This window comes from Phaeobacter sp. G2, assembly GCA_025163595.1.
Lineage (GTDB): Bacteria > Pseudomonadota > Alphaproteobacteria > Rhodobacterales > Rhodobacteraceae > Pseudophaeobacter.
In genome coordinates this window covers 4,061,308-4,086,364 of sequence record CP104100.1, presented here as the reverse complement: position 1 = coordinate 4,086,364, position 25,057 = coordinate 4,061,308, and the positions used below count along the sequence as shown (strand labels likewise).

The window sequence follows — 25,057 nt, the reverse complement described above, 5'->3', positions numbered from 1 at the left end:
CTTTAGAGCATGTCCTTGGCAGAGACTGCGCGCACGGAGTCGCGCTGTTCCATTGCCGCCATGAAGGACTGTATTTTGGGAAAATCTGCAAGGGTCACGCCATCGCCTTGCAGCCAGGTGCAGACCACGTAGAGATAGCAATCGGCAAGGCTGAGCCTGTCCCCCAGAACAAAGGGACCGCGCAGCCCGTATTGGCTCAGGTGAGCGCAGCTGTCGGCCATGGTCTGTGGCACCTTGGCCTGCATGTCCTTGTAGCTGGAGGTCTTGCTAGCCCAGCGGCTGCCGCGCATCTTGTGGGCGTGGTTCACATGCATGGTCGAGGCGAGGTAATACATCACCTCCCGCATCCGGGCCAACAGAACCGGATCAGTGGGGCGCAGGTCTGCATCAGGGGCAATATCGGCAATATAGTCCAGCAGCGCACCGGTTTCGGTCAGGATGCCGCCGTCCACCGCCAGGGCAGGCACCCGTGATTTGGGGTTGATCTGGGCATAGGCGGGGCTGGTCTGTTCCTTGCTGGCAAAATCAATCTTGATGGCCTCATAGTCGAGACCAGCCTCTTCCAGCGCGATGGCGACCGCAATCGAAATGGTCCCCGGGGCGTAATAGAGTTGCATGTCAGATCTCCTGTTGGGGCTAGGGTGGGGCAGAGCGCGGGCCGCGCGTCAAAGGTGGGTCTGCGCGTAGAGCCGATCCGCAGTGTCCAGATGCGGCACCGCGTTGAACAGGACCGGGCTCAGATGACCGCCGATGGGAAACAGCCGGTGCATCGAGGTATTCATGATTGCCAGGGCCATACGGGCCATCCCGTCGGTATCAAGCCCCATGGCCTGACGCATCGCCATTGAGATAAAGCCACCCGAGGTGACCACCAGGGCGGGACCATCCCCGGCAGCAATCTCGGTCAGAACCGATTGGGTCCGGTTTTCAAAGTCTTCCCAGCTTTCGGGAGGATTTTTTATCTCTCCGGCTGACCAGGCTTTGAACACCTTTGGCAGATGCGCGATAAAGCCTTCGCGTTCCTGCGGAACGGCCAGCCCTTGCTGGACCTCCATGGCCTGGGCCATGGTGAAATACTCCATCTCGTTGAGGCGGGCATCCTGAATGACCTCGGCGCAGCCCATGCCCGCAGCGGTTTCAATATGGCGGGTCAGGGTGCCGCAATAGACGCGGGGGTGATGGCTGCCGCTGGCATCCAGATAGCGCCCCAACCAGGCCGCCTGCTGGTGCCCCAGCTCGCTCAGCCGGTCATAGCTGACTTCATCGCGGGCCTCGGTGTTGGCCTGCCCGTGGCGGACCAGGGTGATATGTGTCATGCGACGGATCCTATTTCTGTTCCTCAATTTCATAGGTGAGCCAGCAGCGACATGGAAGAGCGTGTTTGGGATGGGTGCAGCTTTTTGATGGGATGGAAAAAGTTCACCCCTGTTAGGCCGGTTTGAGCCTGAAAATGTTCGATTTGGCTATTTCGCCGCAATTAGATGTAAATGTTGCAGATCCACGTCTTGACCATTGCACTGGGGGCAAAGCCATGAATTAGTCAAGGTATCGCAGAATGCGACAAGACTGACGCCCGGCGCTCGACGCCTGACAATCCCCAACAGAGGTACGCCCATGACCCTGAACCCTGATCGCTTTCTCGAGGATCTGCACCGGTTGCGGTCCTTTGGTGCTTCGGGACAGGGAAAGGGCGTTGTCCGCCCGGCCTTTACCGCAGTGGATATCGCGGCGCGCCGCTGGTTGGCCTCTCGGATGCAGGAGGCAGGTCTGAAAACCCATCTTGATCCCGTTGGCAATCTCTTCGGGTTGAACGGAGAAAAATCTCTGTTGATCGGCTCTCACAGTGACAGTCAGCCTGAAGGTGGCTGGCTCGATGGGGCGCTGGGGGTGGTGGCAGGGCTGGAAATCGCCCGCGCTGCCAAAGAGGCAGGTGGCCCGGCTATTTCCGTGGTGAATTTTCAGGACGAAGAGGGGCGGTTTGGCATTCTCACCGGCTCTGATGTCTGGACTGGAAAAATCTCGCTGGCAGAGGCGGATGCCCTGACAGACACAGATGGCCTGACGCTGAGCGTGGCCCGCTCGCGTATGGCCGGTCGGACCCGCGAGTTTTTGCCCCATGACATGTTCACCGGCTTTATCGAGATGCATATCGAACAGGGGCCGGGCATGGATGTCTCGGGGGATCAGATTGGCGTGGTCAGCGACATTGTTGGCATTCGCGAGGTTCGAGTCACAATAACGGGTCGCCAGAACCACGCAGGCACCACGCCGATGGCGCTGCGTCAGGATGCGTTTCAGGCGCTGTCCACTTTTAACCAGCGGATCAACGAGCGGTTCTCGGCGGTGGCGACGCCTGAAACCGTCTGGACGCTGGGCCATGCGGAGCTGAGCCCGAATGCCTCCTCTGTTGTTCCAGGTCTGGCGCGGTTCGCATTGCAGTGGCGCGATGGGGATCGGGAACGTTTGATCCATATGGAAAAGATCATGCGTGAGGTGGCGGCAGAGGTTGCCCGCGCGCAAAGGGTCAAGATCGAACTGGGGGAGGTTGGCGGTATTGAACCCGCGGCGATGGATTCGCGCCTCAAACAGGCGCTGCGCACCGCAGCAGAGGATCTGGCGCCAGGAAAATGGCTGGACCTGCCGTCAGGCGCGTTGCATGACGCGGCCAATGTGTCTCAGGTAATGCCCAGTGCAATGCTCTTTGTTCCCTCGATTGGCGGCATCAGCCACGCGTTTGATGAGGACACCAAAGAGGCGGACCTGGTAAAGGGGCTGGAAGTTCTGAACCAGGCGGCATTGTCTTTGTGAGCCAAGCCTTTGGCTCGGGTCAGTCGCGGGCGTAGCCCCGTTTCAGCATGCGGTTGCGGTGTTTGTCCGCCGCCAGCGAGGCCTCGCGCAGGTTGTCATAGATGTTGATGGTGCTTTGGCCATTGCGGCCTGCAACGCCCCACTCCCGGAGGACGGAAACCTCGGAAAACAGGTTCAACGCCAGCTCGATCCGGTAGAACCGGGAGCGGCGGTTTTGGGTTTGGCAATAAAGCAGACAGGTGGCCATAGGGTGATTCTATACCAGAGCGAATCGTTGCGGCAAGAGCGGTCTGTCAGGATTTCCCGCCGCACCCGTGAGAGGCTGGCACCGCGTCACCCTTGGTTGTTTGTCCCCGGGCCAGTTCTGGCTTAGTGCCTGTTAGCGCCAGGTCACATCCCCAAGGAAAATATATCCCGCCCCGTAGATGGTTTTGATCAGGCGCGGGTTTTTGGGATCTTCGCGCAGTTTGGTCCGCAGGCGGGACACCCGCACATCCATGGCCCGGTCAAAGCTGTCACCAGCACCACCGCCAAGGCTTTCTTGCATCTGCGCCCGCGAAATCAGCCGCTTTGGACTGTCGAGAAACAGCCGCAGTACCTCTCCCTCGGCATGGGAGAACGGCACTTCGACGCCTTTGTCATCTTCGAGCAGATAGCGGTCAAAATATGCGGTCCAGCCGGCAAACTCGGCGGCGTTGCCACTGACTGGCTGGCTGCGGGGGCCAGCGCGCAGGCGGGCGCGAATGCGGGCAACCACCTCGGCGGGATCAAAGGGTTTGGTGATATAGTCATCGGCTCCCAGTTCCAGCCCGGTGACGCGATCCTGCACCTGGGCGCGGCCCGAAATGATGATGACGGCAGCGCCCTGTTCCAGCGCTAGGCGATGCACCAGGGCAAGCCCATCCACATCCGGCAACGACAGGTCAACCAGGCAGACATCCGGTGTCACCCGTTTGAGGGAGGCCTCAAACTCGCGGGCGCGGGCAAAGCTTTGGGTGCGAAACCCGGCGTCCTGCAGGCAATCGGTGAGAATCTGGCGAATTTCGGGTTCATCGTCCAGAATGGTGACGAGGGGCGCGGTCATGCTGGTGTCTCCGGAGTGATGAGGGCCGACAGTTGCTGGGTCGTAAAGGGTTTTTGCAGCACCGGTCCAGACTTGAGAGCCATGCGGTACTGCGGATCACTGGGCGGCAAAGAGGTCATCAATACAATAGGCAGATGGGTGCCTTTCAGGCGTTGCGCCAGATCAATGCCGGTTGCCTCCCCCTCTAGCCGCACATCTGACAGCACCAATGCGATATCCGGCAGGTCGGCGGCCAGGGCTGAGGCCTCGTCGACGCTGGTGGCCTCGATCACTGAATAGCCAAGATCAATCAGCATATCGCGGAAGGTGGCGCGCAGCTCTTCGCTGTCTTCGACCAAAAGCGCCAGGCCGCCTTTGGCATCGGGGGCCACCCGATAGGGCAAGCGCAGGGTGATGCTGGCCCCGGACACCGTGTTGCCCACCCGCATGTCGCCGCCTGCGGATTTTGCCATGTCATAGACCATGGGCAGACCCAGACCTGACCCTTCACTGCCCTTGGTGGTGAAAAACGGGTTGAGAGCGTTTTTGAGCGCCTCGCTAGAGAAGCCAGGGCCGGTGTCCGTGACGCTGATTTCCAGCCAGATTTGACCCACCACATGGGCGCTTACGGTGATCTGCCCGTTGATGCCGCAGGCGTCACGGGCGTTGAGGATCAGGTTCAGAAGCGCGTCCTGCAGTTTGCCGGCATCCAGCAGCAACAAGACATCGGGGGTATTGTCCAGCACGCTCAACCCCATGCCCTGCGGCAACGAAGGGGTGGCGAGAATTTTCAGCTCGGACAGCAGCGCGTGCATATTGGTGGCCTGTGGGCGCAGGCTGCGCTGGCCGGTCATCTCGGCAATCCGATTCAGCAATCGGCCACCGCGCCGCGCCGCGGCCAGGGTGCCGCGTATCATGTCCTGGGCCTGGGGCGGCAGCTGCATCTTGTCGAGCTTGCCCTGCATGCCAAGGATGATGGTCAAGAGATTGGAGAAATCATGCGCCAGCCCCGAAGTCATCTGCGCTGCCATTTCGCGCCTGCGCGCCTGTTGCAGGGCAACGCGGGCCTGGGTTTCCTCGGTGACATCCATCGACAAAATATAGACGCCGCCGCTTTTGTCGGGGGTAAAGGCCACCCGGATGCGGCGGCTGTCATGGGCTTCGGTGAATTCAAACACCGGACTACCGCCCTTGTAGGCTGCCATCAGATGCGGCTCGATCTTGGCAAATGCCTGTGGCCCCAGCGCCTCGGAGATATGCATTTCCAGAATTTCAGAGGGGCGGCTGGGAAACACCGAGCTCAGCCGCCTGTTGGTATAGGTGTAATAGCCATCGCCGTCGACATGGGCGATATGGGCTGGCATCATCTCGGTGGTGAGCCGGGTGCGGCCCTCGATTTCGGTGAGCTGGCGTTTTGCCTCTTCTAGGGCGGTGATGGTGGCGGCCAGCTTGCGGTTGGTCGCCGAGAGCTCTTCGGTGTGAGAGATCAACCGGTCTGACATTTCCTCAGATTTGGCCCGCAACAACTGCTCCACCCGTTTGGTGCGGCTGATATCGGTGTAGACCGCAACCCAACCGCCCTGGGGCAGCGGTGCGCCTTCGATTGAGATCATCTGACCATTGGCGCGGGTGCGTTCGATATAGTGGGGTTCAAAATCCAGCGCCTGTTCCACCCGGGCGCTGACAAATTCCTCGATATCCTCCATTGGCCCATATTCACCGCTGGCGGCGATATGGCGAATGGTGTCCTCAAAATGCGCTCCGGGGCTGACCAGATCATTGGGGAGGTTGAACATTTCCTGAAACCGGTTGTTACAAACCGCCAGCCGCAGCTCACTGTCATAGATCGAGATCGCCTGGGCAATCAGGTTCAGCCCGGCAGTGGTCATCGCGGCGCGTGTTTTGTCGGATGTATTCATGGTGCCTCCCCGGGCATGGGGTACCATCCTGACCCAAAAGAGCAAGGGCGGCGCGCTGACGCGGGGAAGAGTTACCCGTTTATGAGCGCGCGCATGGCAGAGCGGGTGCCGGGGCCGACCTTGCCGTCGATCGCCCCCGAATACAGCCCCATATCGCGCAGCCTGCGTTGCATCGCCATCAGGGTGCTTTGGCGCCAGGAATCGCTGGACCAGCCCAACGGGGTCTCGCTGCCCAGTTTCAGACCGTCGATGTAATAGGACACCGCGCGCTGGTCGTTTTGCGAAACCCCACGCCCCAGCTCGTACTGGACACCGATGTTGACGGTCGCGGTCGCATGTCCCTGCGCCGCCGCCTTGTGGTACCACTCCAGGGCCTGGCTGTAGCTTTTCTGAACGCCCCGGCCCTTTTCATACATCCACCCCAGCGAGGTCTGGGCCTTTGCCAGGTCACGATTGGCAGCCCTGCGGAACCAGCGCACCGCTTCGATGTCGTTCTGGGACACGCCATGCCCTTCGCGGTAAAAGATGCCAAGCTTGTACAATGCGTTCAGATGCTCTGCCTGTGCCGCCTTTTGATACCAGCTGAAGGCGCGAGAATAGCTTTGGCTGACGCCGCGACCCTTTTCATACATCCAGGCCAGATTATACTGGGCGCGGGGGTGATCCCTGTTGGCGGCCCTACGATACCAGGACAGGGCCAGGGCATCATCCTGTGGCACGGCGCGGCCTTTTTCATACATCCAGCCAAGCTGGGTTTCGGCAATGGGATAGCCTTGGTCTGCGGCGCGTTTAAGCAGGCTTACGGCGATCTGATCGTCCTGGGTCACGCCCTGACCCTTGCGGTACATCAGTGCCAGATTGGTTTGCGCCATAGGATCCTGCGCCGCCGCCGCAGTGCGGTAATGGGACAGGGCCTGCTGCAGATCTTCGGCCTTGTCATAGGCCCGGGCCAAAAACGCCTGCACCGCAGGGGTGTCAGGGTTGAGATTTGCCGCCCGTTTGCAGGCCGGGATCGCAGAGAATGCGTTCAGTTCTTTCCAGTCCACCCCAGAAGACTGGATGCGCTGGCTGATCAGCTGCGGGTGGCGCGGATGCCCGGCGGCATCGGCGCAGGACCGCAGGGCTGCCTGCTGGGCCGAGAACGTCGGCGTCGCCACTGCTGGTGAGAGAGCAGCAGGCGAGGGCGAACTGGGCGCAACAGATGCGGCTGCAGAGACAGGGGGGGTGACTGCGACCGTTGGTCGATTGCCCTTTCCTTTGGACAGCAGCGCCGCAAACTGGTCTGCGGCTGGATTTGCTGCCGATTGGTCCACCTGGCTGGGGGCCTCTGCCGCAGGATCTGGCTGCGTGGGTGTCACCGCCGCGGGGGGCTGGGGGGCTGGGGATGTCTGCGCTCGGGTTTGCGTAGTGGTCGAGGGAGAGACCGCTGCGGGGTCACAGCGCAGTCGCAAATAGGCCTCGGCGATGGGCGCAAAGACATGATCCGAACAAGTGGTCTGATAGGCAGAATACGCATAACACTGGTCGGCCTGCTGGGCGACTTGGAACAAGGCGCTGCATTGATCCAGTTCCGAGGTCTCTGCTTCGGTTTCGTCAGAGGTGGAGGGTGGCTGGACGCCACATTGCCCGGCAAGACAAATACGTTCGGTTGTCTGGTCATAATAGGCAGGCAGCTGCTGGTGCCCGCCATAGGAGGCGGCCTGTCGGGTGGTCTGCCTGCGGGCGTCCAGAATGGCGTCCTGAAGATAGGTGCCCGGTTTCAGGTGCTGGACAAAATTGCGGGTAAAGACAGAGAGCTTTTGATCCGGGCTGTCTGTTGGCAGATGATCCAGGGCCTGCTGCCCCTTGCCGGCGGAATAGACAATAAAGGTGCCGGTGCTGGGCAGAACTGGCGTCAACCCGCGTGTCACACCAATGGATTTTGTGCCGGGACTTTGCAAAAACGGGCTGTCGCGACAGGCGTCAATCACCGCGATGGTCAGCGCGACACCTCTGGCTTCCAGCTCATCCAGCAGGCCGTTATGGCCGTTCTGCAGCGGAATGGTTGCGTCTTCCAGAAGCTTTTGGAACTCGGGCTGCGGGCGCTGCACCTCGGTTGGAACAATATAGTTGACCCGGCCATTGCTCCAGCCATGCCCGGAATAGATAAAGGCAACATCATCGCCGGGGGCGACCTGATTGAGGAAGCTGTAAAAGGCGTGCAGGGTCTGGCGTCTGTTGAGGTCCTTGGTCAAGGTAACCGCAAAACCCAGACCTTTTAGTGCTTTAGCATAGGCTTCAGCGTCGGCATGGGTGTTGGCTAGATCTCCCAGTTCTGCGTAGTCGGAGTTTCCCAAAATAAAGGCATGCCGTGCCGCAGATGCCTGCGAGGCGAGAAAGACGGTCAGAACCAGAGCCAGAAAACGTCTCATCATATTCCCCGCAAAGCACCAAATTCCATGGCAGCAATGTTGGCGGACCGTAGCCCATCTTGGCAAGTGTTGTGATTTCCAGCCCCATAGTTTTTTGCCGACATCTAAAAATTAGGCAGTCTGAGAACGGCTGTTACAATTCGTTAGATTTGTGAAAACTTCACGAAAAAGTTGACCGGCTAGCATGTTGCAGTCCCTAGTCGGGACCAGAATCGTGTGACAGCGATCTGCCGGTCGGGGAAGGCCGGAATGGGAGGAGAAAGACATTGGCTCAGATGCAGTCAGGCGCTGCGGGGAAACTCTCCCTGCCGGCGCTGCTTGAACGCAACGTAGCGGAATTCGGTGATCAGCCGGCTTACCGGGAAAAAGAATTTGGCATTTGGCAGTGCTGGACCTGGGCGGAAACCGCCAAGGAGATCGAGGCATTGGCGCTTGGTCTTATCAATCTTGGTGTGAATGAAGGCGACTTTATCGCCATCATTGGCGGCAACCGCCCCTATATGTACTGGTCGATGGTTGCAGCCCAATCCGTGGGCGCCATCCCGGTGCCGCTGTACCAGGACGCCAACGCAGAAGAGATGGCCTATGTGCTGGACCACTGTGGCGCACGCTTTGTGATCGCCGCTGACCAGGAACAGGTCGACAAGGTGATCGAGGTGCAGGATCAATTGCACCAGTTTGAGCACCTGATCTACCTGGATCCACGGGGCCTGCGCAAATACGACCACCACGCGCTGCATGAATATTCCCATGTTCAGAACCAGGGTCGCGCCGCCTATGACGAGTGGATCACCGATCTGAACGACCGTCGTGCCAAGCTGACCTACGACAGCACCTGCGTGATGTTGTATACCTCGGGCACCACCGGCAAACCGAAGGGCGTGGTGCTGTCCAACCGCAACATCATCGAGAGCGCCAAGAACGCTTGCGAATTTGATAAGCTGAAACAGACAGACCAGATCCTGGCCTATCTGCCGATGGCCTGGGTTGGGGACTTCATCTTCTCGATTGGTCAGGCCTATTGGAGCGGGTTCTGCGTGAACTGCCCGGAAAGCCCTGAGACCATGATGACCGATCTGCGTGAGATCGGCCCCAGCTACTACTTTGCACCGCCACGTGTGTTTGAAACCCAGCTGACCAATGTGATGATCCGCATGGAAGACGCGGGTAATTTCAAACGCAACATGTTCCACCACTTTATGGCCCATGCCAAAAGGGTTGGTCCTGATATTCTAGACGGCAAGCCCGTTGGCATGATGGACCGGCTGAAATACAAGCTGGGCGATCTGCTGGTCTATGGTCCGCTGAAAGACACGCTGGGTTTTGGCAATGTCCGCGTCGGCTATACCGCCGGTGAAGCCATCGGCCCGGAGATTTTTGAGTTCTACCGCTCGCTGGGGATTAACCTCAAACAGCTTTATGGTCAGACCGAAGCCACTGTTTTCATCACCGTGCAGCCAGATGGCGAAGTGCGGGCGGATACCGTTGGCGTACCAGCGCCAGATGTGGAAATCCGCATCTCCGACAATGGCGAGATCTTCTACCGGAGCCCGGGTACTTTTGTGGAATACTACAAAAACCCCGAAAGCACCGCAGATACCAAGGATCCCGAAGGTTGGGTTGCCACAGGTGACGCGGGCTTCTTTGAGGCAGACTCCGGCCATCTGCGCATCATCGACCGGGCCAAGGACGTTGGCAAAATGGCTGATGGCAGCATGTTTGCCCCCAAATTTGTCGAGAACAAACTGAAGTTCTATCCCGACATTCTGGAGGCGGTGCTGTTTGGCAATGAAAAAGATCGTTGCGTTGCCTTCATCAACATCGACCTTTCGGCGGTGGGTAACTGGGCAGAACGCAACAATATCGCCTATGCCTCCTATCAGGAATTGGCGGGTCACCCCAAGGTGCTTCAGTCGATCCAGGAGCATGTCTCGGAGGTGAACAAATCAGTGGCTGCGGATCCGATGCTGTCGGGCTGTCAGGTGCACCGATTTGTGGTTCTGCACAAGGAACTGGATGCGGATGATGGTGAGATGACCCGGACCCGCAAGGTACGTCGTCGGATCGTCGAAGAAAAATTCGCTGACATCATTGGCGCGCTGTATGACGGGGCGGGTGAGATTTCGACCACCACCGAAGTTACCTATGAAGACGGTCGCAAGGGATCGATCAGCGCTACGCTGACCATTATTGACGCGGATCTGTCCGCAACGGTCCAACAGCGGGTGGCCGCAGAATGAGTACGCAATACTCAGACAGGCTTAGCGCCCGTCTCAAACCACTTGGCCTGATCTCAAACGAGGTCGGGGCAGTGTTCGGGATGAAAGGCGGTATGCACCACCTGGCGGATCATAAGCGGCGCGCTGAACTCACGGGTTCTGCGTCTGAGACTGGCGCGGCTTTCGGATGGGGACAGGCCGTTGCGTCTGCACTCAAGCGCCATGTCCAACAGGCAACTGTGCTCGAACTCGCTAAACATTGCAGGGATCTCCTTGCTGCTCATCTTTCTCAAGTGTCCGCTGATTTGGTTAACATTTTAGTGTGGCGAAAAAATGGAGACGTCGCATATGCTTGACCAATCCGATAGCTATGTCACCGCAGACGGTCGCACCATCGGCGGTGTGGTGATGGAAATGAAAAACATCACCCTGCGCTTTGGCGGTGTGGTGGCGATCAAGGATATCTCTTTTGATATCCGCGAAGGCGAAATTCGCGCCATCATCGGCCCCAACGGCGCCGGCAAATCGTCGATGTTGAACGTCATCTCGGGCTTCTATGTGCCGCAAGAAGGCACGGTGGAGTTTCATGGCAAGCCGCGCCCGCAGATGCGCCCCTATGAGGTGGCACAGCAGGGCATCGCCCGGACCTTCCAGAACATCGCGCTGTTTGAAGGCATGAGCGTTCTGGACAATGTTATGACGGGCCGCCTGAACCACATGAAAACCAACTTGCTTCAGCAAGCATTGTGGAAGGGCAAGGCTGAGAAGGAAGAGACCGCCAACCGTGAAGTGGTTGAAAAGGTTATCGACTTTCTTGAAATTCAGCACATTCGCAAAACACCTGTTTCCCGTCTGCCGTATGGTTTGAAAAAGCGGGTGGAACTGGCGCGGGCCCTGGCGGCAGAGCCAAAGCTGCTGCTGCTGGACGAACCGATGGCGGGGATGAACGTCGAGGAAAAAGAGGACATGTCCCGCTTTATTCTTGATGTGAACGACGAATTTGGCACCACCATCGCCCTGATCGAACATGACATGGGCGTGGTGATGGATCTGTCGGACCGCGTGGTGGTGATGGATTACGGCAAAAAAATTGGCGACGGCACACCGGACGAAGTGCGCAACAACCAGGATGTGATCGACGCCTATCTGGGGGTGGCACATGACTAAAGTTCTGACAGATATGAGGAGAGCGACTGATGTCTGACCAGTTTCTTTTTGCAACCGAAGTCTTCTTCAACGGGCTGATGGCCGGGGTGCTCTATGCACTGGTGGCGCTGGGCTTTGTCCTGATCTACAAGGCCTCCGGCATTTTCAACTACGCCCAGGGTGTTATGGCGCTGTTTGCGGCGATGACCCTGGTGGGCATCATGCAGGGGCAGGTGCCGTTCAGCCATATCATCAACGCGATGTTTGGCACCGAGGTGCACCACTTTGGCTGGCATGTGCCGGCGCTGCTGGCCATCTTGCTGACGGTTGGGGTGATGGTGATTTTTGCCTGGCTGGTGCAGCGCATTGTGATGCGCCATCTGGTGGGCCAGGAGCCGATCATCCTGTTCATGGCAACCATTGGCCTGGCGTATTTCCTCGAAGGATTTTCCGATCTGATGTGGGGGTCCGAGATCAAGAAGCTGGATGTGGGTCTGCCCCAGGGTGGCTCGTTCTGGATCGAAGACATGACCGCAGGTCTTGGCTCTGACAATTTCTACGGCTTCTTCATCGACCAACTGGACATCGTGGCGACTGTGATTGCGGCGCTTCTGGTGGTCGGGCTGGTACTCTTTGCCCAGTATACCAAACAGGGCCGCGCCATGCGGGCTGTGGCGGATGACCACCAGGCGGCACTGTCGGTTGGTATCTCGCTGAACTTCATCTGGGTTCTGGTCTGGTCGGTTGCGGGCTTTGTTGCCCTGGTGGCCGGTATCGTCTGGGGCACCAAGTCGGGGGTGCAGTTCTCGCTGTCCCTGATTGCGCTCAAGGCCTTGCCGGTTCTGATGCTGGGCGGCTTTACCTCCATCCCCGGCGCCATTGTTGGTGGCTTGATCATCGGCGTCGGCGAAAAGATGTTTGAATTTGCCATCGGCCCCATGGTGGGCGGTGCTACCGAGAACTGGTTTGCCTATGTGTTGGCGCTCTTGTTCCTGGTGTTCAGACCGCAGGGCCTGTTTGGCGAAAAGATCATCGAGAGGGTCTGATCCCCCAAAGCAAGACTGGCCTTCCCGCTCCGTTCCGGATGGGGAGGCATCAAGAACCCCTCGCAGCCTGCGCCATGTGTGTGCGCACCGTAAACTAGGAGACCATTTAGGATGAAGCTTATCGCCATCATCAACGTGATTGCCTGGTCCGGTTTCTGGGCCTTTGGATACCTGGCCATCAGCGCCAATGGATTTTCCGAAGCTCAGATTGTCACCGCGGCGCTGCTGGCGGCTGGGGGTCTCTTTACCGGCATCATTGCTTATCTGCGCCTGGCCCGTTCTGCTGAGTCGAGCGGATATGCAAAAAAATCCAATCAAATGAGCGCAGCGGATCGTAATCGCGCGCACCAACAGGGGAGCATCTAACCCATGTTCTATCGCGAAGCCGGAGACTTCAAAGTCTCTTATGAACAGGACAGCCAGACCTTCCCGATCAAGTTTGATCGCTATCGGTATTACTTTGTGCTGCTCATCGCCTTTCTGGTCATTCCGTTCCTTATCAATGACTACTGGGCCAGCGCCATTTTGCTGCCGTTTCTGATCTATTCGATCGCTGCGATCGGCCTCAATGTTCTGGTTGGCTATGCCGGTCAGGTGAGCCTTGGGACTGGTGGTTTTATGGCTGTGGGCGCCTATGCCTGTTACAAGCTGATGACGGCTTTCCCCGAAGTGAGCATGTTTATCCATGTATTGCTGGCGGGCGGCGTTACCGGCCTAGTCTGTGTGCTGTTTGGCCTGCCAAGCCTGCGCATCAAGGGCTTTTACCTGGCGGTGGCGACACTGGCGGCGCAGTTCTTCCTGGTCTGGTTGTTCAACCGGGTGCCATGGTTCTACAACTATTCTGCCTCTGGCCAGATCAACGCGCCTGAGCGTGATGTCTTTGGCATCCTGATCACCGGCCCCAACGCACCCGCCTGGGCAACCTATCTGTTCTGCCTGGCCTTCCTGACGCTCTCTGCTTTGGTGGCCCGTAACCTGACCCGTGGCACCGTTGGCCGCAGCTGGATGGCGATCCGCGACATGGATATCGCGGCGGAAATCATCGGGGTAAACCCGCTGAAGGCGAAACTGACGGCCTTTGCAGTTTCTGGCTTTTTTATCGGCATCTCTGGGGCGCTGTTCTTTGCGCTGTACCTTGGTGCTGTAGAAGTCGGCGAGGCCTTTGGCATCACCAAGTCGTTCCAGGTTTTGTTCATGGTGATCATTGGTGGCCTGGGCTCGATCTTTGGCTCCTTTGCTGGCGCGGCCTTTCTGGTCCTGCTGCCGGTGATCCTGAAGGTGGTTGGCGTGGATGTGCTGGGTTGGCCCACAGATATCGTGGCCCATTTCCAGCTGGTGATCGTCGGGGCACTGATCGTGTTTTTCCTGATTGTGGAACCACATGGGCTGGCGCAGCTTTGGCGCGTTGCAAAAGAGAAACTGAGGCTATGGCCCTTCCCGCACTAACGCGGCAAGGTATGAGAAGAGCGGCGGGGACAAGAGCAATATTTCAGCCCCGCCTACCCAAGACGACTATCGGATGAGACCAAGGGAGGATGAATACCGATGAAAATGAAACTTACCACTTTGGCGCTGGGCGCCATGATGGCTGCGGGTCCGGCAATGGCGGACCTGGTGTTCCCATCGCTGAGCTATCGTACCGGCCCCTATGCTGCGGGCGGTATCCCGTTTGCGGATGGCTATGCTGACTATTTCACCCTCGTAAACGAGCGTGATGGCGGTATCGGTGGTGTCAAGGCACGGCTGATCGAGTGCGAGACCGGCTATAACACCGAAAAAGGTGTGGAATGCTACGAATCCACCAAAGGCGAAGGTGCCCTGGTGTATCAACCGCTCTCCACTGGTATTACCTATCAGCTGATCCCAAAAACCGCTGCTGACGGCATCCCACTCCACACCATGGGCTATGGCCGGACCTCAGCTGCCAATGGCGATGTCTTTGGCAATGTCTTCAACTACCCGGCCAACTACTGGGATGGCGCATCTGGCATCATCAACTACCTACTGGACGAAAACGGTGGCGACCTGAAGGGCAAGAAAATTGCTCTGGTTTACCACAACTCTGCCTACGGTAAGGAGCCTATCCGCACCCTGGAAGAGCTCGCTGCAAAGCACGGTTTTGAACTGACCGCTCTGCCTGTTGACCACCCTGGTCAGGAGCAGAAATCCCAGTGGCTGCAAATCCGCCGCGAGCGTCCTGACTTTGTCGTGATGTGGGGCTGGGGCGTGATGAACCAGGTTGCTGTTCAGGAAGCCGCAAACATCCGTTTCCCAATGGAAAACTTCATTGGTGTTTGGTGGTCCGGTGCTGAGCATGACGTTCTGTCCGCGGGCGCTGCTGCTGATGGCTACAAAGCTGTGACGTTCCACAATGTTGGCCGTGACTTCCCTGTATTTGACGACATCCAGAAATATGTTGTTGACACAGGTAAGGCAGCTGGCGCTGGCGATCAAATCGGCAACGTGCTGTATAACCGTGGTCTCTATGCGGCGATGCTGGCAGTTGAAGCCGCCAAAACCGCTCAGGAAATCCACGGCACAGCTGACATCACCCCTGCGATGATGCGCGATGGCATGGAAGCTCTGGAAATGCCCGAAGCCCGGATGTCCTCGCTTGGCATGCCCTACTTTGGCCCCTCCTTCAACGTGTCCTGTGAAAACCACGGTGGCCCTGGCCTCGTTGGTATGACCCAGTGGGACGCTGAGTCCAAAACCTGGAGCCTGGTGTCCGATTTCCAAAAGACCGACACGGATGTGATCAAGCCGCTGATCGATGCAGACTCTGCGTCTTATGCGACTGAAAACAACATCGAATCCCAGTGTAACTAAAGACTAATCCGATCCCACATTTGTGTGGGGTCGGGCCTTAATCCGGCGCGGCGGCTTCATCCTGCCGCGCCACACCGACCAGACCCGGATGCGCCAAAAACAGCGCCCTGGACCGTATGAGGACAAGCTTTGATGCTGGATGCAGCCAACACCACTGATGTGCAGGCCGAGACCCTGCTAGAGGTCAACAATATCGAGGTGATCTACAATCACGTGATCCTGGTGCTGAAAGGCGTCAGCCTCAATGTTCCAAAAGGCGGCATTACAGCGCTTTTGGGCGGCAATGGTGCCGGTAAGACCACAACGCTCAAGGCGATCTCGAACCTGCTGCGCTCTGAGCGCGGCGAGGTGACCAAGGGATCGGTGAAATACCGTGGCAAGAATGTTCACGATGCAGACCCTGCCGAACTGGTGCGCAACGGCGTCATCCAGGTGATGGAAGGCCGCCACTGCTTTGAGCACCTGACAGTCGAAGAAAACCTGCTGACTGGCGCCTATACCCGAGCTGACCGGGGTGCGAAGATCCAGCAAGATCTTGAAATGGTTTATACCTATTTCCCACGTCTGAAAGAACGCCGCAAAAGCCAGGCGGGCTATACTTCGGGTGGGGAACAGCAGATGGTGGCCATGGGCCGTGCTTTGATGAGCCGCCCTGAAACCATCCTGCTGGATGAACCCTCGATGGGGCTGGCACCCCAGCTGGTGGAACAGATCTTCGAGATCGTCAAAACCATCAACGAACAGGAAGGCGTGACCTTCCTTCTGGCGGAACAGAACACCAATGTGGCGCTGCGCTATGCCCATTATGGCTATATTCTGGAATCCGGCCGGGTGGTGATGGATGGTCCCGCAGCAGAGCTGCGCGAAAACCCTGATGTAAAAGAGTTCTACCTTGGCATGTCCGATGATGGACGCAAGAGCTTCCGCGATGTGCGTTCCTATCGCCGTCGTAAGCGGTGGTTGAGCTAAGGGAGTGATGGTGAACCTATGACCTATTATGATACCCTAGAAACGCGGTCCGACGACCAGCGCGCCAGTGATCTGGCCGCGGCGCTGCCCAAACAGATTGCTTTGGCCCAAACGGCTGCCGGTTATGCCGACAGCCTGAGCGGGATTGAAGCCAGTAGTATAACGTCGGCTGCGGATCTGGCGGCACTGCCGGTACTGCGCAAGTCTGACCTCAGTAAGGCTCAGGGCGGCAATGCGCCTTTTGGTGGTTTCACTGTGAAACCGGCCTCTGGGTTTGCCCATATTTTCCAATCCCCAGGCCCGATCTATGAACCGGGCGGCGTTGATCACGATTGGTGGCGCATGGGGCGCTTCCTGCATGCGGTTGGCATCGGCGCTGGTGATGTGGTGCAGAACTGCTTTGGCTACCATCTGACCCCTGCTGGCATGATCTTTGAAAACGGCGCCCGCGCCGTCGGTGCTGCGGTGCTACCGGCTGGCACCGGCCAGACCGAGTTGCAGGTGACAGCGGCACGGGATGTGGGTGCCACGGCCTATGCCGGCACGCCTGACTACCTGAAGGTCATTCTCGACAAGGCCGAAACCATGGGCGTAAAGCTGGGCTTTACCAAGGCGGCGGTTGGCGGCGGTGCGCTGTTTCCCTCGCTGCGTCAGGAATATGCGGATCGCGGTATTACCTGCCTGCAAAGCTACGCCACAGCGGATCTTGGCAGTATCGCCTATGAGAGCGCTGCGATGGAGGGCATGATCGTTGATGAAAACGTCATCGTCGAGATCGTCACCCCTGGCACTGGCACACCTGTTGCACCCGGTGAAGTGGGCGAGGTGGTGGTGACAACGCTCAACCCAGACTATCCGCTGATCCGTTTTGCCACGGGTGATCTGTCGGCCATCCTGCCGGGCACCTCCCCCTGCGGGCGGACCAACCTGCGGATCAAGGGCTGGATGGGGCGCGCGGATCAGACCACCAAGATCAAGGGCATGTTTGTTCGTCCTGAACAGGTCGCGGCGCTGGTTGAAAAGCATGATGAGATCGTCAAGGCCCGTGTGATTGCCGCCCGTGATGGCGAGATGGACACCATGACGGTGCAGATCGAAGCCAATGCCGGCGATGAGATCACCTTTGGTAAATCGGTAATCGAAGTGCTGAAGATGAAGGCTAAGATCGAAGTGGTCGCCCCGGGTGCCCTGCCCAAGGATGGCTTGGTGATCGAGGATCAGCGCAGCTACGATTAAACACTCCTAGGCCCGGCAGTCTGATGCCGGGCTCTCGTATCCCCGCACTGCTTGTCGGTGTCCTTTCCCTCCGATCTGCCTGGCGGCTGTCGGGGGGATTTTTATATGGGAGGGATGGGGCACAACGCCGACCGGGGCCATGCGCGAACATGCTTATGGCATCGCCGGAATGTCCGTTGGCGCAGATTCAGCACCCGCCGCTGTGAGCATGGCATGTATCTGCCCCCGGTGGTGGGTTTGGTGGTTGAACAGCTGAACGACGCAGATCGCTTTTGCCATTTTGATCCTGGCAGCACCGTCAGGCGGATACCAGCTGGTCGTGCCATTGAGCTCTGCGTTGGTCAGGCTGGCTGCCCAGTCTTCGATTTCTGCATTCCGACCTGTGCGGAGGTGCTTGAACTCAGCCCAATCTGAGGGGCTGGTCAGCGCATGTTTGATCGAATCCTGCGGGCGTTGGTTGCCTTTGATGCGCTCAAGCATGAGGGCGTCTGCCCAATAGAGATGGTTCAATGTTGCAGCTATGGATTTAAAAAACGCGCCCCGATCCTGCCAGCGTTCGGAATCGGTCAATCCATCGGCTGCAGCAACAAGGCAGGTATTTTGCCAGCTGTTGTAGCGTGCCAGGAGACGGCAATAGTCGGCTGAAATCATCTTTCAGGGCCTCACTGTAATTGGGGGGATTGGATGTCTTGCATAGGCCAAGCCAGATGCACAAAGACCCACACAGGCTGTGGCACCGTGGGGTGAGTGTCAGTGTATAGGTGTCAGCGGATTTGGGTAGGCCTTTTCTGACCCTAGCTTTTGCTCAGCTACAAAAGCCTGCGCTGCAAAAACAGCCGCGTTGGGTTTCCTGCTGGAGTTTCTGACCAAAATGATCGAATAAGGGGAAAAGCCAACTAGACAGCCAAGAGCCAGATACATGACCGCCGTGAGCGAGACAGATGAATACGCCCCAAAGGGCAACCGCCGTGGGCGACGGTCGGGAACCGGGGTGTTCTCCTTCCTGGCCTGGGCTGTTGCGCTGGCTTGTATCTTGCCGATGGTTGCGGTGGCTCTGGCGGCGCTGACCGGCGGCACAGAGACAATCCGGCATCTGGTCGATACCGTGCTAACCGGCTATGCGCTGACCACCTTTGCTTTGGTGGCTCTGGTGTCTGTGGGCACCCTGGGAATTGGTGTTGGTGCTGCCTGGCTGGTGACCATGACACGGTTTCCCGGCGTGCGTTTGTTTGAAATCGCCCTGGTCCTGCCGCTGGCCTTTCCGGCCTATGTTCTGGCCTATGCCTATACCTTTGTGTTGGACCACCCCGGCATTGTGCAGAGCAGTTTGCGCCAGGTGACCGGTTGGGGGCCGCGCGATTACTGGTTCCCCGAGATCCGGTCCCTGGGGGGCGCGGCGGTGATGCTGGTGCTGGTGCTGTATCCCTATGTCTATCTGTTGGCGCGGGCTGCCTTTTTGCAGCAAAGCGGCGGTGCCTTTCTGGCGGCGCGGGCGCTGGGGAAAAACGCCTTTCAGGCCTTTTGGCTGGTCAGCCTGCCAATGGCACGTCCTGCAATTGCCTCGGGCGTGTTGCTGGCAGTGATGGAGACGATCGCGGATTTTGGCACCGTGTCCTACTTTGGCGTACAGACCTTTGCCACCGGGATCTACACCAGCTGGTTCTCCATGGGGGATCGGGCGGGGGCCGCACAACTGGCGCTGTGCTTGCTGAGTTTTGCGCTGGCGCTGGCCGTGGTGGAACGTTCGACCCGTGGCAAGGCGCGCTATCATCAGGCGGGTAAACAGCACGCGGCGATGCCACCGGCTGAGCTCAAAGGCTGGCAATCTGGCGGCGCCTGGGTGCTTTGTGCGCTGCCGGTCTGTCTGGGCTTTTTGCTGCCGGTGATTATCCTGTTCAATATGGGGCTGCAGTCCGAACAAAACCTGCTAAGCCGCCGCTATATTGGCTTTTTGCAAAACTCCCTTACCCTGGCGACACTGGCTGCCCTGCTGACGGTGCTGGCGGCGGTCTGCCTTGGCTTTTATCAGCGGCTGCGCCCCGGGCGGACGTCCTCGACGGCGGCCTATATGTCCCGGTTGGGATATGCGGTGCCCGGTGGGGTTATTGCGGTGGGGCTGATGGTGCCTTTTGCCGCCTTTGACAATGCCCTGGACGCCTGGATGCGGGCCAATTTTGAGATCCGTACCGGGCTGTTGATTTCCGGCTCGATCTGGCTGTTGGTGGCGGCCTATATGGTGCGCTTTCTGGCGGCGGCGCTTGGCGCCTATGAAAGCGGGCAGTCCACGGTGCATGCCAATATGGATGCGGCCGCGCGGTCATTGGGGCAGGGGCCCCTGGGAATGTTGCGGCGCGTGCACCTGCCAATGCTTACCCCCAGTTTGCTGACCGCCCTACTGATAGTCTTTGTCGATGTGATGAAGGAACTGCCGGCCACTCTGATCATGCGCCCCTTCAACTATGACACCCTGGCGGTGCAGGCCTACCGATTGGCCTCGGATGAGCGGCTGGAAGGCGCGGCGGTGCCGTCATTGGTCATCGTAGCACTTGGGCTGTTGCCGGTGATCCTTATCTGTCGTCAGGTAGGACGGCGCTAGGCAAGCGCTGCTGTCGCCGCTCAACCGTTCCACCAATCCTCAATCTGATCCCGGCTGATCTGGTCCTTTGGCCCCAGAGCCACCAGTTGGGTCTGGGTCGCGTCGCAGCGCTTGGCCTCGACGTTCTGGCCGACAATATGCAGCGCATAGGCGCCGCCGGTGGTCAGCACAAATCCCTTCATCCGGTAAAGCCCCTGTGGCCGCGCTGCCAGCTTGTCGCCAAGTTCACGGCGATCAAGGGGTGTTTCGCTGTCAAATTGCCAGGTGGTAAAGGCCGGATGCGCTGTGATCCTGCTGCGGTTTTGCGGCAGCGGCAGCACATCAAACAGCAGGTCAGCCAATGGCGTCGCATCCAACAGGCGCAAGCCACGGGCACCGATCTGGGAAAGCTGCGCCTGCAGATCCGTATCCAGCGCGGTGGTTTTGCTCACCAGCACCAGATCGGCGCTGCTGATTTGCTGACGCACCAGGTCGGCCACTGCCGGGTCGGCCAACAGCTCCGGGGTGTTTGTGCCATCCACCAAGGAGACGATACCGCCATAGATCAGGTCTGGGATGTTTTGGATGGTGGCCGCAATCGCAGACGGATCTGACACGCCGCTGGCCTCGATCAGGATATGATCCGGGCGGTCGGCCTGAATTGCGATTCTGCGCAGCGCCATCTGCAGATCCTGATCCATACTGCAGCAAACACAGCCATTGGTCAGCGCCAGGGTCTCGCCCTCTTCGGCCTGGATCAGGGCGTCATCAATGTTTACCGCACCAAAATCATTGACCACAACCATCAGCCGCAACCCGTGGTCTTCGGCCAGCAGGCGATTGATCAGGGTGGTTTTCCCCGCACCCAGATAGCCGCTGAGAACGGTGACAGGCAGGCGGGTCATAACGCGCCTCGCGAGAGATTATGCCGCCGGGATGCTGCCGTGATCTGAACCATTTGGGCCTCCTGCCTGTCCCTAGTATTGCTGCAGCTATAGGCCAGCAGACAGGACCGGGTCTAGGGGGCCTGATCCACGGGCAGGAGGGGCTTGAACAGATAGGTGGTGGCTTCAAAAACATCCGCGCTGGGGCTGCGGCAATATCCGGGGATTGTGCCGGCAACCTGATAGCCGAGGCTTTCATACAGATGCTGCGAGGGATCGCCAGAGCGGGTGTCCAGAACCAATAGTGTTTTGCGCTGGTGCCGCGCCTGCGCTTCTAGGGCCTGCATCAATGTCCGGCCCATCCCGCCGCGGCGGGCCTTTGGGTGAACCAGCAGTTTGGCCACATCCGCGCGGTGTTGTTGGTTGGGAGGCTGTGAAACCACCAATTGCGCGGTGCCTTGCAGCTCACCGTCAACAAAGGCGCCAAACAGTATGGTGTCGCCGCGTTGCACTGCGGGAAAGATCTGATCGCTCCAGAACCGGGCGGCATCTTGGGGGGAAAAGGGCAGGACAAAGCTGACACTGGCACCGGCCTGAACGCAGGCCCATAGAATCTCGGCCAGCGCGTCGGTCAGGCCATGCAGTTCAGTGGCAGTCACAGGGCGTATGTCGAGTGTCATATCAGTACCAGGATGTAGCGGGCCCCTTGAGGCCCTGATGAAAATTGTGAGGATCCGGTCAGATGATAGCGCAGGCAATCACCGACTTGCAGCGCATGGGTTGTCCCGGAGAGGGTCAGCTGCAGCGCCCCCTGTTGCAGGATCAGATGGTGTTCCAGACCAGGGCGCGACGGGGAATCATAGGTGATGGTCTGATCAGGTGGCAAATAGCCGGCAATGACCTCGCCAGCCAAGGTCGGCGCGGGGGGCGAGACCTGCCGTCGCTCAAACCCGGTGGTTGGATCCCGCCAGATTTGTTGGTCAGCGGCGGCTATCAGCGGCGCGTGGGTGTCTTCTACCTGCATCATCAGCCGCGACATTGGCAGCGCATAGGCAGCACACAGCTGGCCGAGGCTTTCAGCAGTGGGGCTGACCTCACCCTTTTCCAAACGTGACAGGCTGGCCCGGCTGATGCCGCTTGCCTGCGCCAACTGGTCCAGTGACCAGCCCCTGTCCTGTCTGAGTGTCGCCAGCCGGTTGGCCAGACGGCTGTTAAAGTTTTGCATCTGTGTCACCCCTCTATCATGAGGGAATATTTCCCATATATGAGATTCGCGCAAGAAAAAAACACCCGGAGCAGAATTTCTGCTCCGGGTGGATTTGCGGTCAGGGGAGGGCGTTTATTCCCAGCCGGCCTGATCAAAGATTTTCTGCGCTTCGGGGATGTTCTTGGCGACCTCAGACAGGTTCACATCGTCAGGCTTGAAGAAGCCCAGGGCGGCAATGCTTGGGGCCAGACCAACACCGGGCACGCCGGGGTATTCGTCGTTGCCCGCCGAGAAATACTGCTGCGCCTGATCCGAGGCGAGATATTCCAGGAACTTCACCGCATTGTCGCGGTTGGGCGCATTGGCGGCAACGCCGGCACCAGAAAGGTTCATGTGGGCGCCTTCGGCATCCTGCGAGGGGAAGACCCAGCCGATCATGTCACGGCTGTCGGACAGGCCTTTGACGTTCTTGCGGATCGAGCGGGCAAAATAGTAGCTGTTGCCAACGGCAATTTCGCATTCGCCGGAAACGATGCCGCGCATTTGGTCGGTATCACCGCCCTGGGGCGCGCGGGCCATATTGGCGACAACGCCTTTGGCCCAGTCCGCAGCCTTTTCCACGCCGTGGTGGGTGACGATAGAGGCTAGCAAAGTCTGGTTATAGGTGTTGCTGGAAGAGCGAATGCAGATCTGACCTTTGTAGGCCGGATCGGCAAGTTCCAGATAGGTGCGCGGTGGGGTGGCGACATCGTTTTTGTCATAAAAGATGATCCGGGCGCGCTGTGAGAAGCCAAACCACTGGTTGTCGCTGTCCTGGATGTAGCTGGGAACCTTGGCTTCCAGAACCGCGCTGTCGACGGGCTGCAAGATGCCTGCGTTTTTGGCGCGGGCCAGCCGCGAGGTGTCCACGGTCAGCAGGATATCGGCAGGAGAATTGGCGCCTTCGGCGGACATGCGGGCGATCAACTCGTCTGCTTTGCCTTCGATCCGGTTGATGGTGATGCCGGTGGCCTCCTCAAAATCGGAATAGAGGCGCTCGTCGGTGTCATAGTGGCGTGAGGAATAGAGGTTCAACTCACCTTCGGCAGCGGCAGAGGTTGCAACGGCGGCTGCAAGAGCGCCTGCAAGAATGGTTGTGGCTTTCAACATAGCGATTCCGATCTACAAATAGTCCGCGTTGGGTCTGCGGCGTTTCCGACTGATTTTGTCAATTATAGAAAAAACCGGAGAAGGGAAATGAAAACTGACAAAAACCATCAGAAAAAATCCCTGACGGACCCGCAGCTGCGGATGAAAGCCCCATCGGGGTGGGGAAAGGAAACAAGGGAAGTCCGGATCAAGGACGCACTGGATCAAGGGCAGACTGGGCAGTGTCCAAACACAAAAAAACCGCATCCAAGGATGCGGTTCTTCCGATTAGAGCGAGATCTTAGTCTCAGCCCTGGCGTGCTTTGAAGCGCGGCTGTGTCTTGTTGATCACGTAGACGCGGCCCTTGCGACGCACAATGCGGCAATCACGGTGCCGGTTCTTGAGCGAGCGGAGCGAATTCTTGACTTTCATAGTCATTCTCCTGTTCTGCGGCGCGAACCAGCGCCTGGGTTTGCGGATGTCCCGACCGAATGGCCAGAACAGTGAATTCATGGTGGGCACTACAAGGTTCGAACTTGTGACCCCTTCGATGTCAACGAAGTGCTCTACCGCTGAGCTAAGCGCCCATGAAACCCTTGCGACCCCCTGTCCCAAAATAAATGGGACGCGGAGAACCGCGCCGGTGAAGGGGTCTATAATCAGAGTCGCGAAGGGGCGCAAGAGCTTTTGATGCTAGAATTTTCGCTCTATGGTGATTTCAAGAAACCAAGGGCAGAAGCACCTATGTCAAAGCAAGCATTTTCCGTTTTTTCGCCGGTTGAACTGACGTCATCGGTGGTTTTTGCCTCACCTCATAGCGGATCTGATTACGATTCTGCCTTTTTGCAGAGTTCAATTTTGGATGCCCAGCAGATTCGCAGCTCGGAAGATGCCTTTGTGGATCAGCTTTTTGCGGATGTGACCAGATTCGGGGCACCTTTGCTTACGGCGCAAAAGCCCCGCGCCTTTCTGGATCTCAATCGCGCCACAGACGAACTGGACCCAGCCCTGATTCAGGGGGTGTCGCGCCGGGGGCAGAATCCTCGGGTTGCTTCGGGCCTTGGGGTGATTCCCCGTGTGGTGGCAAATGGTCGGGCGATTTACCGGGGTAAAATGCACCAGCAAGAGGCGCAGCGGCGCATTCAGGACTATTGGCACCCCTACCACACCGCCCTTCAAGGGTTGATGCGACAGGCACAGGGCCGGTTTGGCCATTCCATTCTTATTGATTGCCATTCCATGCCCCACGAGGCCGTTGCAACTCTGCCCGCGCGGGGGGCTGTCCCGCCCGAGGTGGTGCTGGGCGATCGGTTTGGCTCTTCCGCCGGGGCGGCGGTGATGGACCAGGTCGAATCAGCCTTTGTTGGGGCGGGATTGCGGGTGGCGCGCAATGCGCCCTTTGCCGGCGCCTATATTACCCGCACCTATGGACGCCCATCGCGGGGGCAGCATGCGGTGCAGATCGAGATTGATCGCTCTCTTTATATGAATGAGGCCGAGGTGCGCCCGAATGAAAATTTCGCGGCCTTCCGCGAGCTGTTGGGGCGGGTCGCGGGGGAAATTGCCGCGATAAAACCAGAGGATAGTAACATGCCGCTGGCGGCCGAATAGACCGG

The 25,057-nt window shown here is 58.6% G+C and carries 24 protein-coding genes and 1 tRNA gene; 11 read left to right on the top strand and 14 right to left on the bottom strand.

The genetic code is table 11. The annotated features are described in order from the left end of the window. Nucleotides 1–2: 2 nt before the first annotated feature. Nucleotides 3–617, bottom strand: coding sequence for a glutathione S-transferase family protein (locus N1037_19415; protein ID UWS79384.1), 615 nt, complete (start codon nt 615–617; stop codon nt 3–5). A 48-nt stretch (nt 618–665) separates the two neighbouring features. Then, the gene (locus N1037_19410) at nt 666–1,316 is read right to left on the bottom strand and encodes a histidine phosphatase family protein (GenBank protein UWS79383.1); all 651 of its coding nucleotides are present in this window, start codon (nt 1,314–1,316) and stop codon (nt 666–668) included. A gap of 298 nt (nt 1,317–1,614) precedes the next feature. Here N1037_19410 and N1037_19405 point away from each other — a divergent pair, with 298 nt between their 5' ends. After that, the gene (locus N1037_19405) at nt 1,615–2,808 is read left to right on the top strand and encodes a hydantoinase/carbamoylase family amidase (GenBank protein UWS79382.1); all 1,194 of its coding nucleotides are present in this window, start codon (nt 1,615–1,617) and stop codon (nt 2,806–2,808) included. Between the two features lie 19 nt (nt 2,809–2,827). Here the strand turns inward: N1037_19405 and N1037_19400 are convergent, their stop codons facing one another. The 4 genes from N1037_19400 to N1037_19385 all read right to left on the bottom strand — a co-directional run bounded on the left by N1037_19400 (nt 2,828) and on the right by N1037_19385 (nt 8,201). After that, on the bottom strand, nt 2,828–3,055 hold the full coding sequence (locus tag N1037_19400) for a WGR domain-containing protein (GenBank protein UWS79381.1): 228 nt from the start codon (nt 3,053–3,055) through the stop codon (nt 2,828–2,830). A gap of 132 nt (nt 3,056–3,187) precedes the next feature. Continuing rightward, a complete protein-coding gene (locus N1037_19395; protein UWS79380.1) occupies nt 3,188–3,892 on the bottom strand; it encodes a response regulator transcription factor in 705 nt (234 codons plus the stop codon). Then, on the bottom strand, nt 3,889–5,790 hold the full coding sequence (locus N1037_19390; protein UWS79379.1) for a PAS-domain containing protein: 1,902 nt from the start codon (nt 5,788–5,790) through the stop codon (nt 3,889–3,891). Before N1037_19390 ends, N1037_19395 begins: the two co-directional genes overlap by 4 nt. Before the next feature lie 71 nt (nt 5,791–5,861). Next, the gene (locus N1037_19385) at nt 5,862–8,201 is read right to left on the bottom strand and encodes a caspase family protein (GenBank protein UWS79378.1); all 2,340 of its coding nucleotides are present in this window, start codon (nt 8,199–8,201) and stop codon (nt 5,862–5,864) included. A gap of 275 nt (nt 8,202–8,476) precedes the next feature. Here N1037_19385 and N1037_19380 point away from each other — a divergent pair, with 275 nt between their 5' ends. Beyond that, nucleotides 8,477–10,441: an AMP-binding protein gene (locus N1037_19380; GenBank protein UWS81404.1), complete on the top strand. Its 1,965-nt coding sequence runs from the start codon at nt 8,477–8,479 to the stop codon at nt 10,439–10,441. Between the two features lie 53 nt (nt 10,442–10,494). Here the strand turns inward: N1037_19380 and N1037_19375 are convergent, their stop codons facing one another. After that, the gene (locus tag N1037_19375; protein UWS79377.1) at nt 10,495–10,680 is read right to left on the bottom strand and encodes a hypothetical protein; all 186 of its coding nucleotides are present in this window, start codon (nt 10,678–10,680) and stop codon (nt 10,495–10,497) included. Nucleotides 10,681–10,768: 88 nt separating this feature from the next. Here N1037_19375 and N1037_19370 point away from each other — a divergent pair, with 88 nt between their 5' ends. The 7 genes from N1037_19370 (at nt 10,769) to N1037_19340 (ending at nt 17,646) form a co-directional block, all read left to right on the top strand. Next, nucleotides 10,769–11,587 (top strand): ABC transporter ATP-binding protein, encoded by an 819-nt coding sequence (locus tag N1037_19370; protein ID UWS79376.1) that lies wholly within the window; start codon nt 10,769–10,771, stop codon nt 11,585–11,587. 29 nt (nt 11,588–11,616) lie between these two features. Further along, nucleotides 11,617–12,612: a branched-chain amino acid ABC transporter permease gene (locus N1037_19365; GenBank protein UWS79375.1), complete on the top strand. Its 996-nt coding sequence runs from the start codon at nt 11,617–11,619 to the stop codon at nt 12,610–12,612. A 111-nt stretch (nt 12,613–12,723) separates the two neighbouring features. Further along, the gene (locus tag N1037_19360; protein UWS79374.1) at nt 12,724–12,978 is read left to right on the top strand and encodes a hypothetical protein; all 255 of its coding nucleotides are present in this window, start codon (nt 12,724–12,726) and stop codon (nt 12,976–12,978) included. 3 nt (nt 12,979–12,981) lie between these two features. Then, nucleotides 12,982–14,058 carry a branched-chain amino acid ABC transporter permease gene (locus N1037_19355; protein ID UWS79373.1) on the top strand — a complete coding sequence of 359 codons (1,077 nt, stop codon included), beginning with the start codon at nt 12,982–12,984 and terminating at the stop codon, nt 14,056–14,058. A 99-nt stretch (nt 14,059–14,157) separates the two neighbouring features. Further along, on the top strand, nt 14,158–15,441 hold the full coding sequence (locus N1037_19350; GenBank protein UWS79372.1) for an ABC transporter substrate-binding protein: 1,284 nt from the start codon (nt 14,158–14,160) through the stop codon (nt 15,439–15,441). A 132-nt stretch (nt 15,442–15,573) separates the two neighbouring features. Continuing rightward, nucleotides 15,574–16,410 (top strand): ABC transporter ATP-binding protein, encoded by an 837-nt coding sequence (locus tag N1037_19345; GenBank protein ID UWS79371.1) that lies wholly within the window; start codon nt 15,574–15,576, stop codon nt 16,408–16,410. An 18-nt stretch (nt 16,411–16,428) separates the two neighbouring features. Further along, nucleotides 16,429–17,646 (top strand): phenylacetate--CoA ligase family protein, encoded by a 1,218-nt coding sequence (locus tag N1037_19340; protein ID UWS79370.1) that lies wholly within the window; start codon nt 16,429–16,431, stop codon nt 17,644–17,646. Between the two features lie 153 nt (nt 17,647–17,799). Here N1037_19340 and N1037_19335 read toward each other — a convergent pair whose 3' ends face one another. After that, on the bottom strand, nt 17,800–18,297 hold the full coding sequence (locus N1037_19335) for a DinB family protein (protein UWS79369.1): 498 nt from the start codon (nt 18,295–18,297) through the stop codon (nt 17,800–17,802). A 268-nt stretch (nt 18,298–18,565) separates the two neighbouring features. Between N1037_19335 and N1037_19330 the strand changes: the two genes are divergently transcribed. Next, nucleotides 18,566–20,242: an iron ABC transporter permease gene (locus N1037_19330; GenBank protein ID UWS79368.1), complete on the top strand. Its 1,677-nt coding sequence runs from the start codon at nt 18,566–18,568 to the stop codon at nt 20,240–20,242. A gap of 20 nt (nt 20,243–20,262) precedes the next feature. Here the strand turns inward: N1037_19330 and N1037_19325 are convergent, their stop codons facing one another. From N1037_19325 to N1037_19300, 6 genes are all read right to left on the bottom strand, one after another. Continuing rightward, nucleotides 20,263–21,126 carry a GTP-binding protein gene (locus N1037_19325; GenBank protein ID UWS79367.1) on the bottom strand — a complete coding sequence of 288 codons (864 nt, stop codon included), beginning with the start codon at nt 21,124–21,126 and terminating at the stop codon, nt 20,263–20,265. A 113-nt stretch (nt 21,127–21,239) separates the two neighbouring features. Further along, nucleotides 21,240–21,785 (bottom strand): GNAT family N-acetyltransferase, encoded by a 546-nt coding sequence (locus N1037_19320; protein ID UWS79366.1) that lies wholly within the window; start codon nt 21,783–21,785, stop codon nt 21,240–21,242. Then, nucleotides 21,782–22,330, bottom strand: coding sequence for a helix-turn-helix domain-containing protein (locus tag N1037_19315; protein ID UWS79365.1), 549 nt, complete (start codon nt 22,328–22,330; stop codon nt 21,782–21,784). Before N1037_19315 ends, N1037_19320 begins: the two co-directional genes overlap by 4 nt. A 114-nt stretch (nt 22,331–22,444) precedes the next feature. After that, on the bottom strand, nt 22,445–23,461 hold the full coding sequence (locus N1037_19310; GenBank protein UWS79364.1) for a Fe(3+) ABC transporter substrate-binding protein: 1,017 nt from the start codon (nt 23,459–23,461) through the stop codon (nt 22,445–22,447). A gap of 286 nt (nt 23,462–23,747) precedes the next feature. Then, nucleotides 23,748–23,873 carry a type B 50S ribosomal protein L36 gene (ykgO, locus tag N1037_19305; GenBank protein UWS79363.1) on the bottom strand — a complete coding sequence of 42 codons (126 nt, stop codon included), beginning with the start codon at nt 23,871–23,873 and terminating at the stop codon, nt 23,748–23,750. Nucleotides 23,874–23,953: 80 nt separating this feature from the next. Next, nucleotides 23,954–24,028, bottom strand: a tRNA-Val gene (locus N1037_19300). 157 nt (nt 24,029–24,185) lie between these two features. Here N1037_19300 and N1037_19295 point away from each other — a divergent pair. Next, a complete protein-coding gene (locus N1037_19295; protein ID UWS81403.1) occupies nt 24,186–25,052 on the top strand; it encodes an N-formylglutamate amidohydrolase in 867 nt (288 codons plus the stop codon). Nucleotides 25,053–25,057: the final 5 nt, after the last annotated feature.

Coding starts and splice junctions, on each gene's coding strand:
- N1037_19415 (UWS79384.1), bottom strand. CDS start 617: ATGCAACTCTATTACGCCCCGGGGACCATTTCGATTGCGGTCGCCATC.
- N1037_19410 (UWS79383.1), bottom strand. CDS start 1,316: ATGACACATATCACCCTGGTCCGCCACGGGCAGGCCAACACCGAGGCC.
- N1037_19405 (UWS79382.1), top strand. CDS start 1,615: ATGACCCTGAACCCTGATCGCTTTCTCGAGGATCTGCACCGGTTGCGG.
- N1037_19400 (UWS79381.1), bottom strand. CDS start 3,055: ATGGCCACCTGTCTGCTTTATTGCCAAACCCAAAACCGCCGCTCCCGG.
- N1037_19395 (UWS79380.1), bottom strand. CDS start 3,892: ATGACCGCGCCCCTCGTCACCATTCTGGACGATGAACCCGAAATTCGC.
- N1037_19390 (UWS79379.1), bottom strand. CDS start 5,790: ATGAATACATCCGACAAAACACGCGCCGCGATGACCACTGCCGGGCTG.
- N1037_19385 (UWS79378.1), bottom strand. CDS start 8,201: ATGAGACGTTTTCTGGCTCTGGTTCTGACCGTCTTTCTCGCCTCGCAG.
- N1037_19380 (UWS81404.1), top strand. CDS start 8,477: ATGCAGTCAGGCGCTGCGGGGAAACTCTCCCTGCCGGCGCTGCTTGAA.
- N1037_19375 (UWS79377.1), bottom strand. CDS start 10,680: ATGTTTAGCGAGTTCGAGCACAGTTGCCTGTTGGACATGGCGCTTGAG.
- N1037_19370 (UWS79376.1), top strand. CDS start 10,769: ATGCTTGACCAATCCGATAGCTATGTCACCGCAGACGGTCGCACCATC.
- N1037_19365 (UWS79375.1), top strand. CDS start 11,617: ATGTCTGACCAGTTTCTTTTTGCAACCGAAGTCTTCTTCAACGGGCTG.
- N1037_19360 (UWS79374.1), top strand. CDS start 12,724: ATGAAGCTTATCGCCATCATCAACGTGATTGCCTGGTCCGGTTTCTGG.
- N1037_19355 (UWS79373.1), top strand. CDS start 12,982: ATGTTCTATCGCGAAGCCGGAGACTTCAAAGTCTCTTATGAACAGGAC.
- N1037_19350 (UWS79372.1), top strand. CDS start 14,158: ATGAAAATGAAACTTACCACTTTGGCGCTGGGCGCCATGATGGCTGCG.
- N1037_19345 (UWS79371.1), top strand. CDS start 15,574: ATGCTGGATGCAGCCAACACCACTGATGTGCAGGCCGAGACCCTGCTA.
- N1037_19340 (UWS79370.1), top strand. CDS start 16,429: ATGACCTATTATGATACCCTAGAAACGCGGTCCGACGACCAGCGCGCC.
- N1037_19335 (UWS79369.1), bottom strand. CDS start 18,297: ATGATTTCAGCCGACTATTGCCGTCTCCTGGCACGCTACAACAGCTGG.
- N1037_19330 (UWS79368.1), top strand. CDS start 18,566: ATGACCGCCGTGAGCGAGACAGATGAATACGCCCCAAAGGGCAACCGC.
- N1037_19325 (UWS79367.1), bottom strand. CDS start 21,126: ATGACCCGCCTGCCTGTCACCGTTCTCAGCGGCTATCTGGGTGCGGGG.
- N1037_19320 (UWS79366.1), bottom strand. CDS start 21,785: ATGACACTCGACATACGCCCTGTGACTGCCACTGAACTGCATGGCCTG.
- N1037_19315 (UWS79365.1), bottom strand. CDS start 22,330: ATGCAAAACTTTAACAGCCGTCTGGCCAACCGGCTGGCGACACTCAGA.
- N1037_19310 (UWS79364.1), bottom strand. CDS start 23,461: ATGTTGAAAGCCACAACCATTCTTGCAGGCGCTCTTGCAGCCGCCGTT.
- ykgO (UWS79363.1), bottom strand. CDS start 23,873: ATGAAAGTCAAGAATTCGCTCCGCTCGCTCAAGAACCGGCACCGTGAT.
- N1037_19295 (UWS81403.1), top strand. CDS start 24,186: ATGTCAAAGCAAGCATTTTCCGTTTTTTCGCCGGTTGAACTGACGTCA.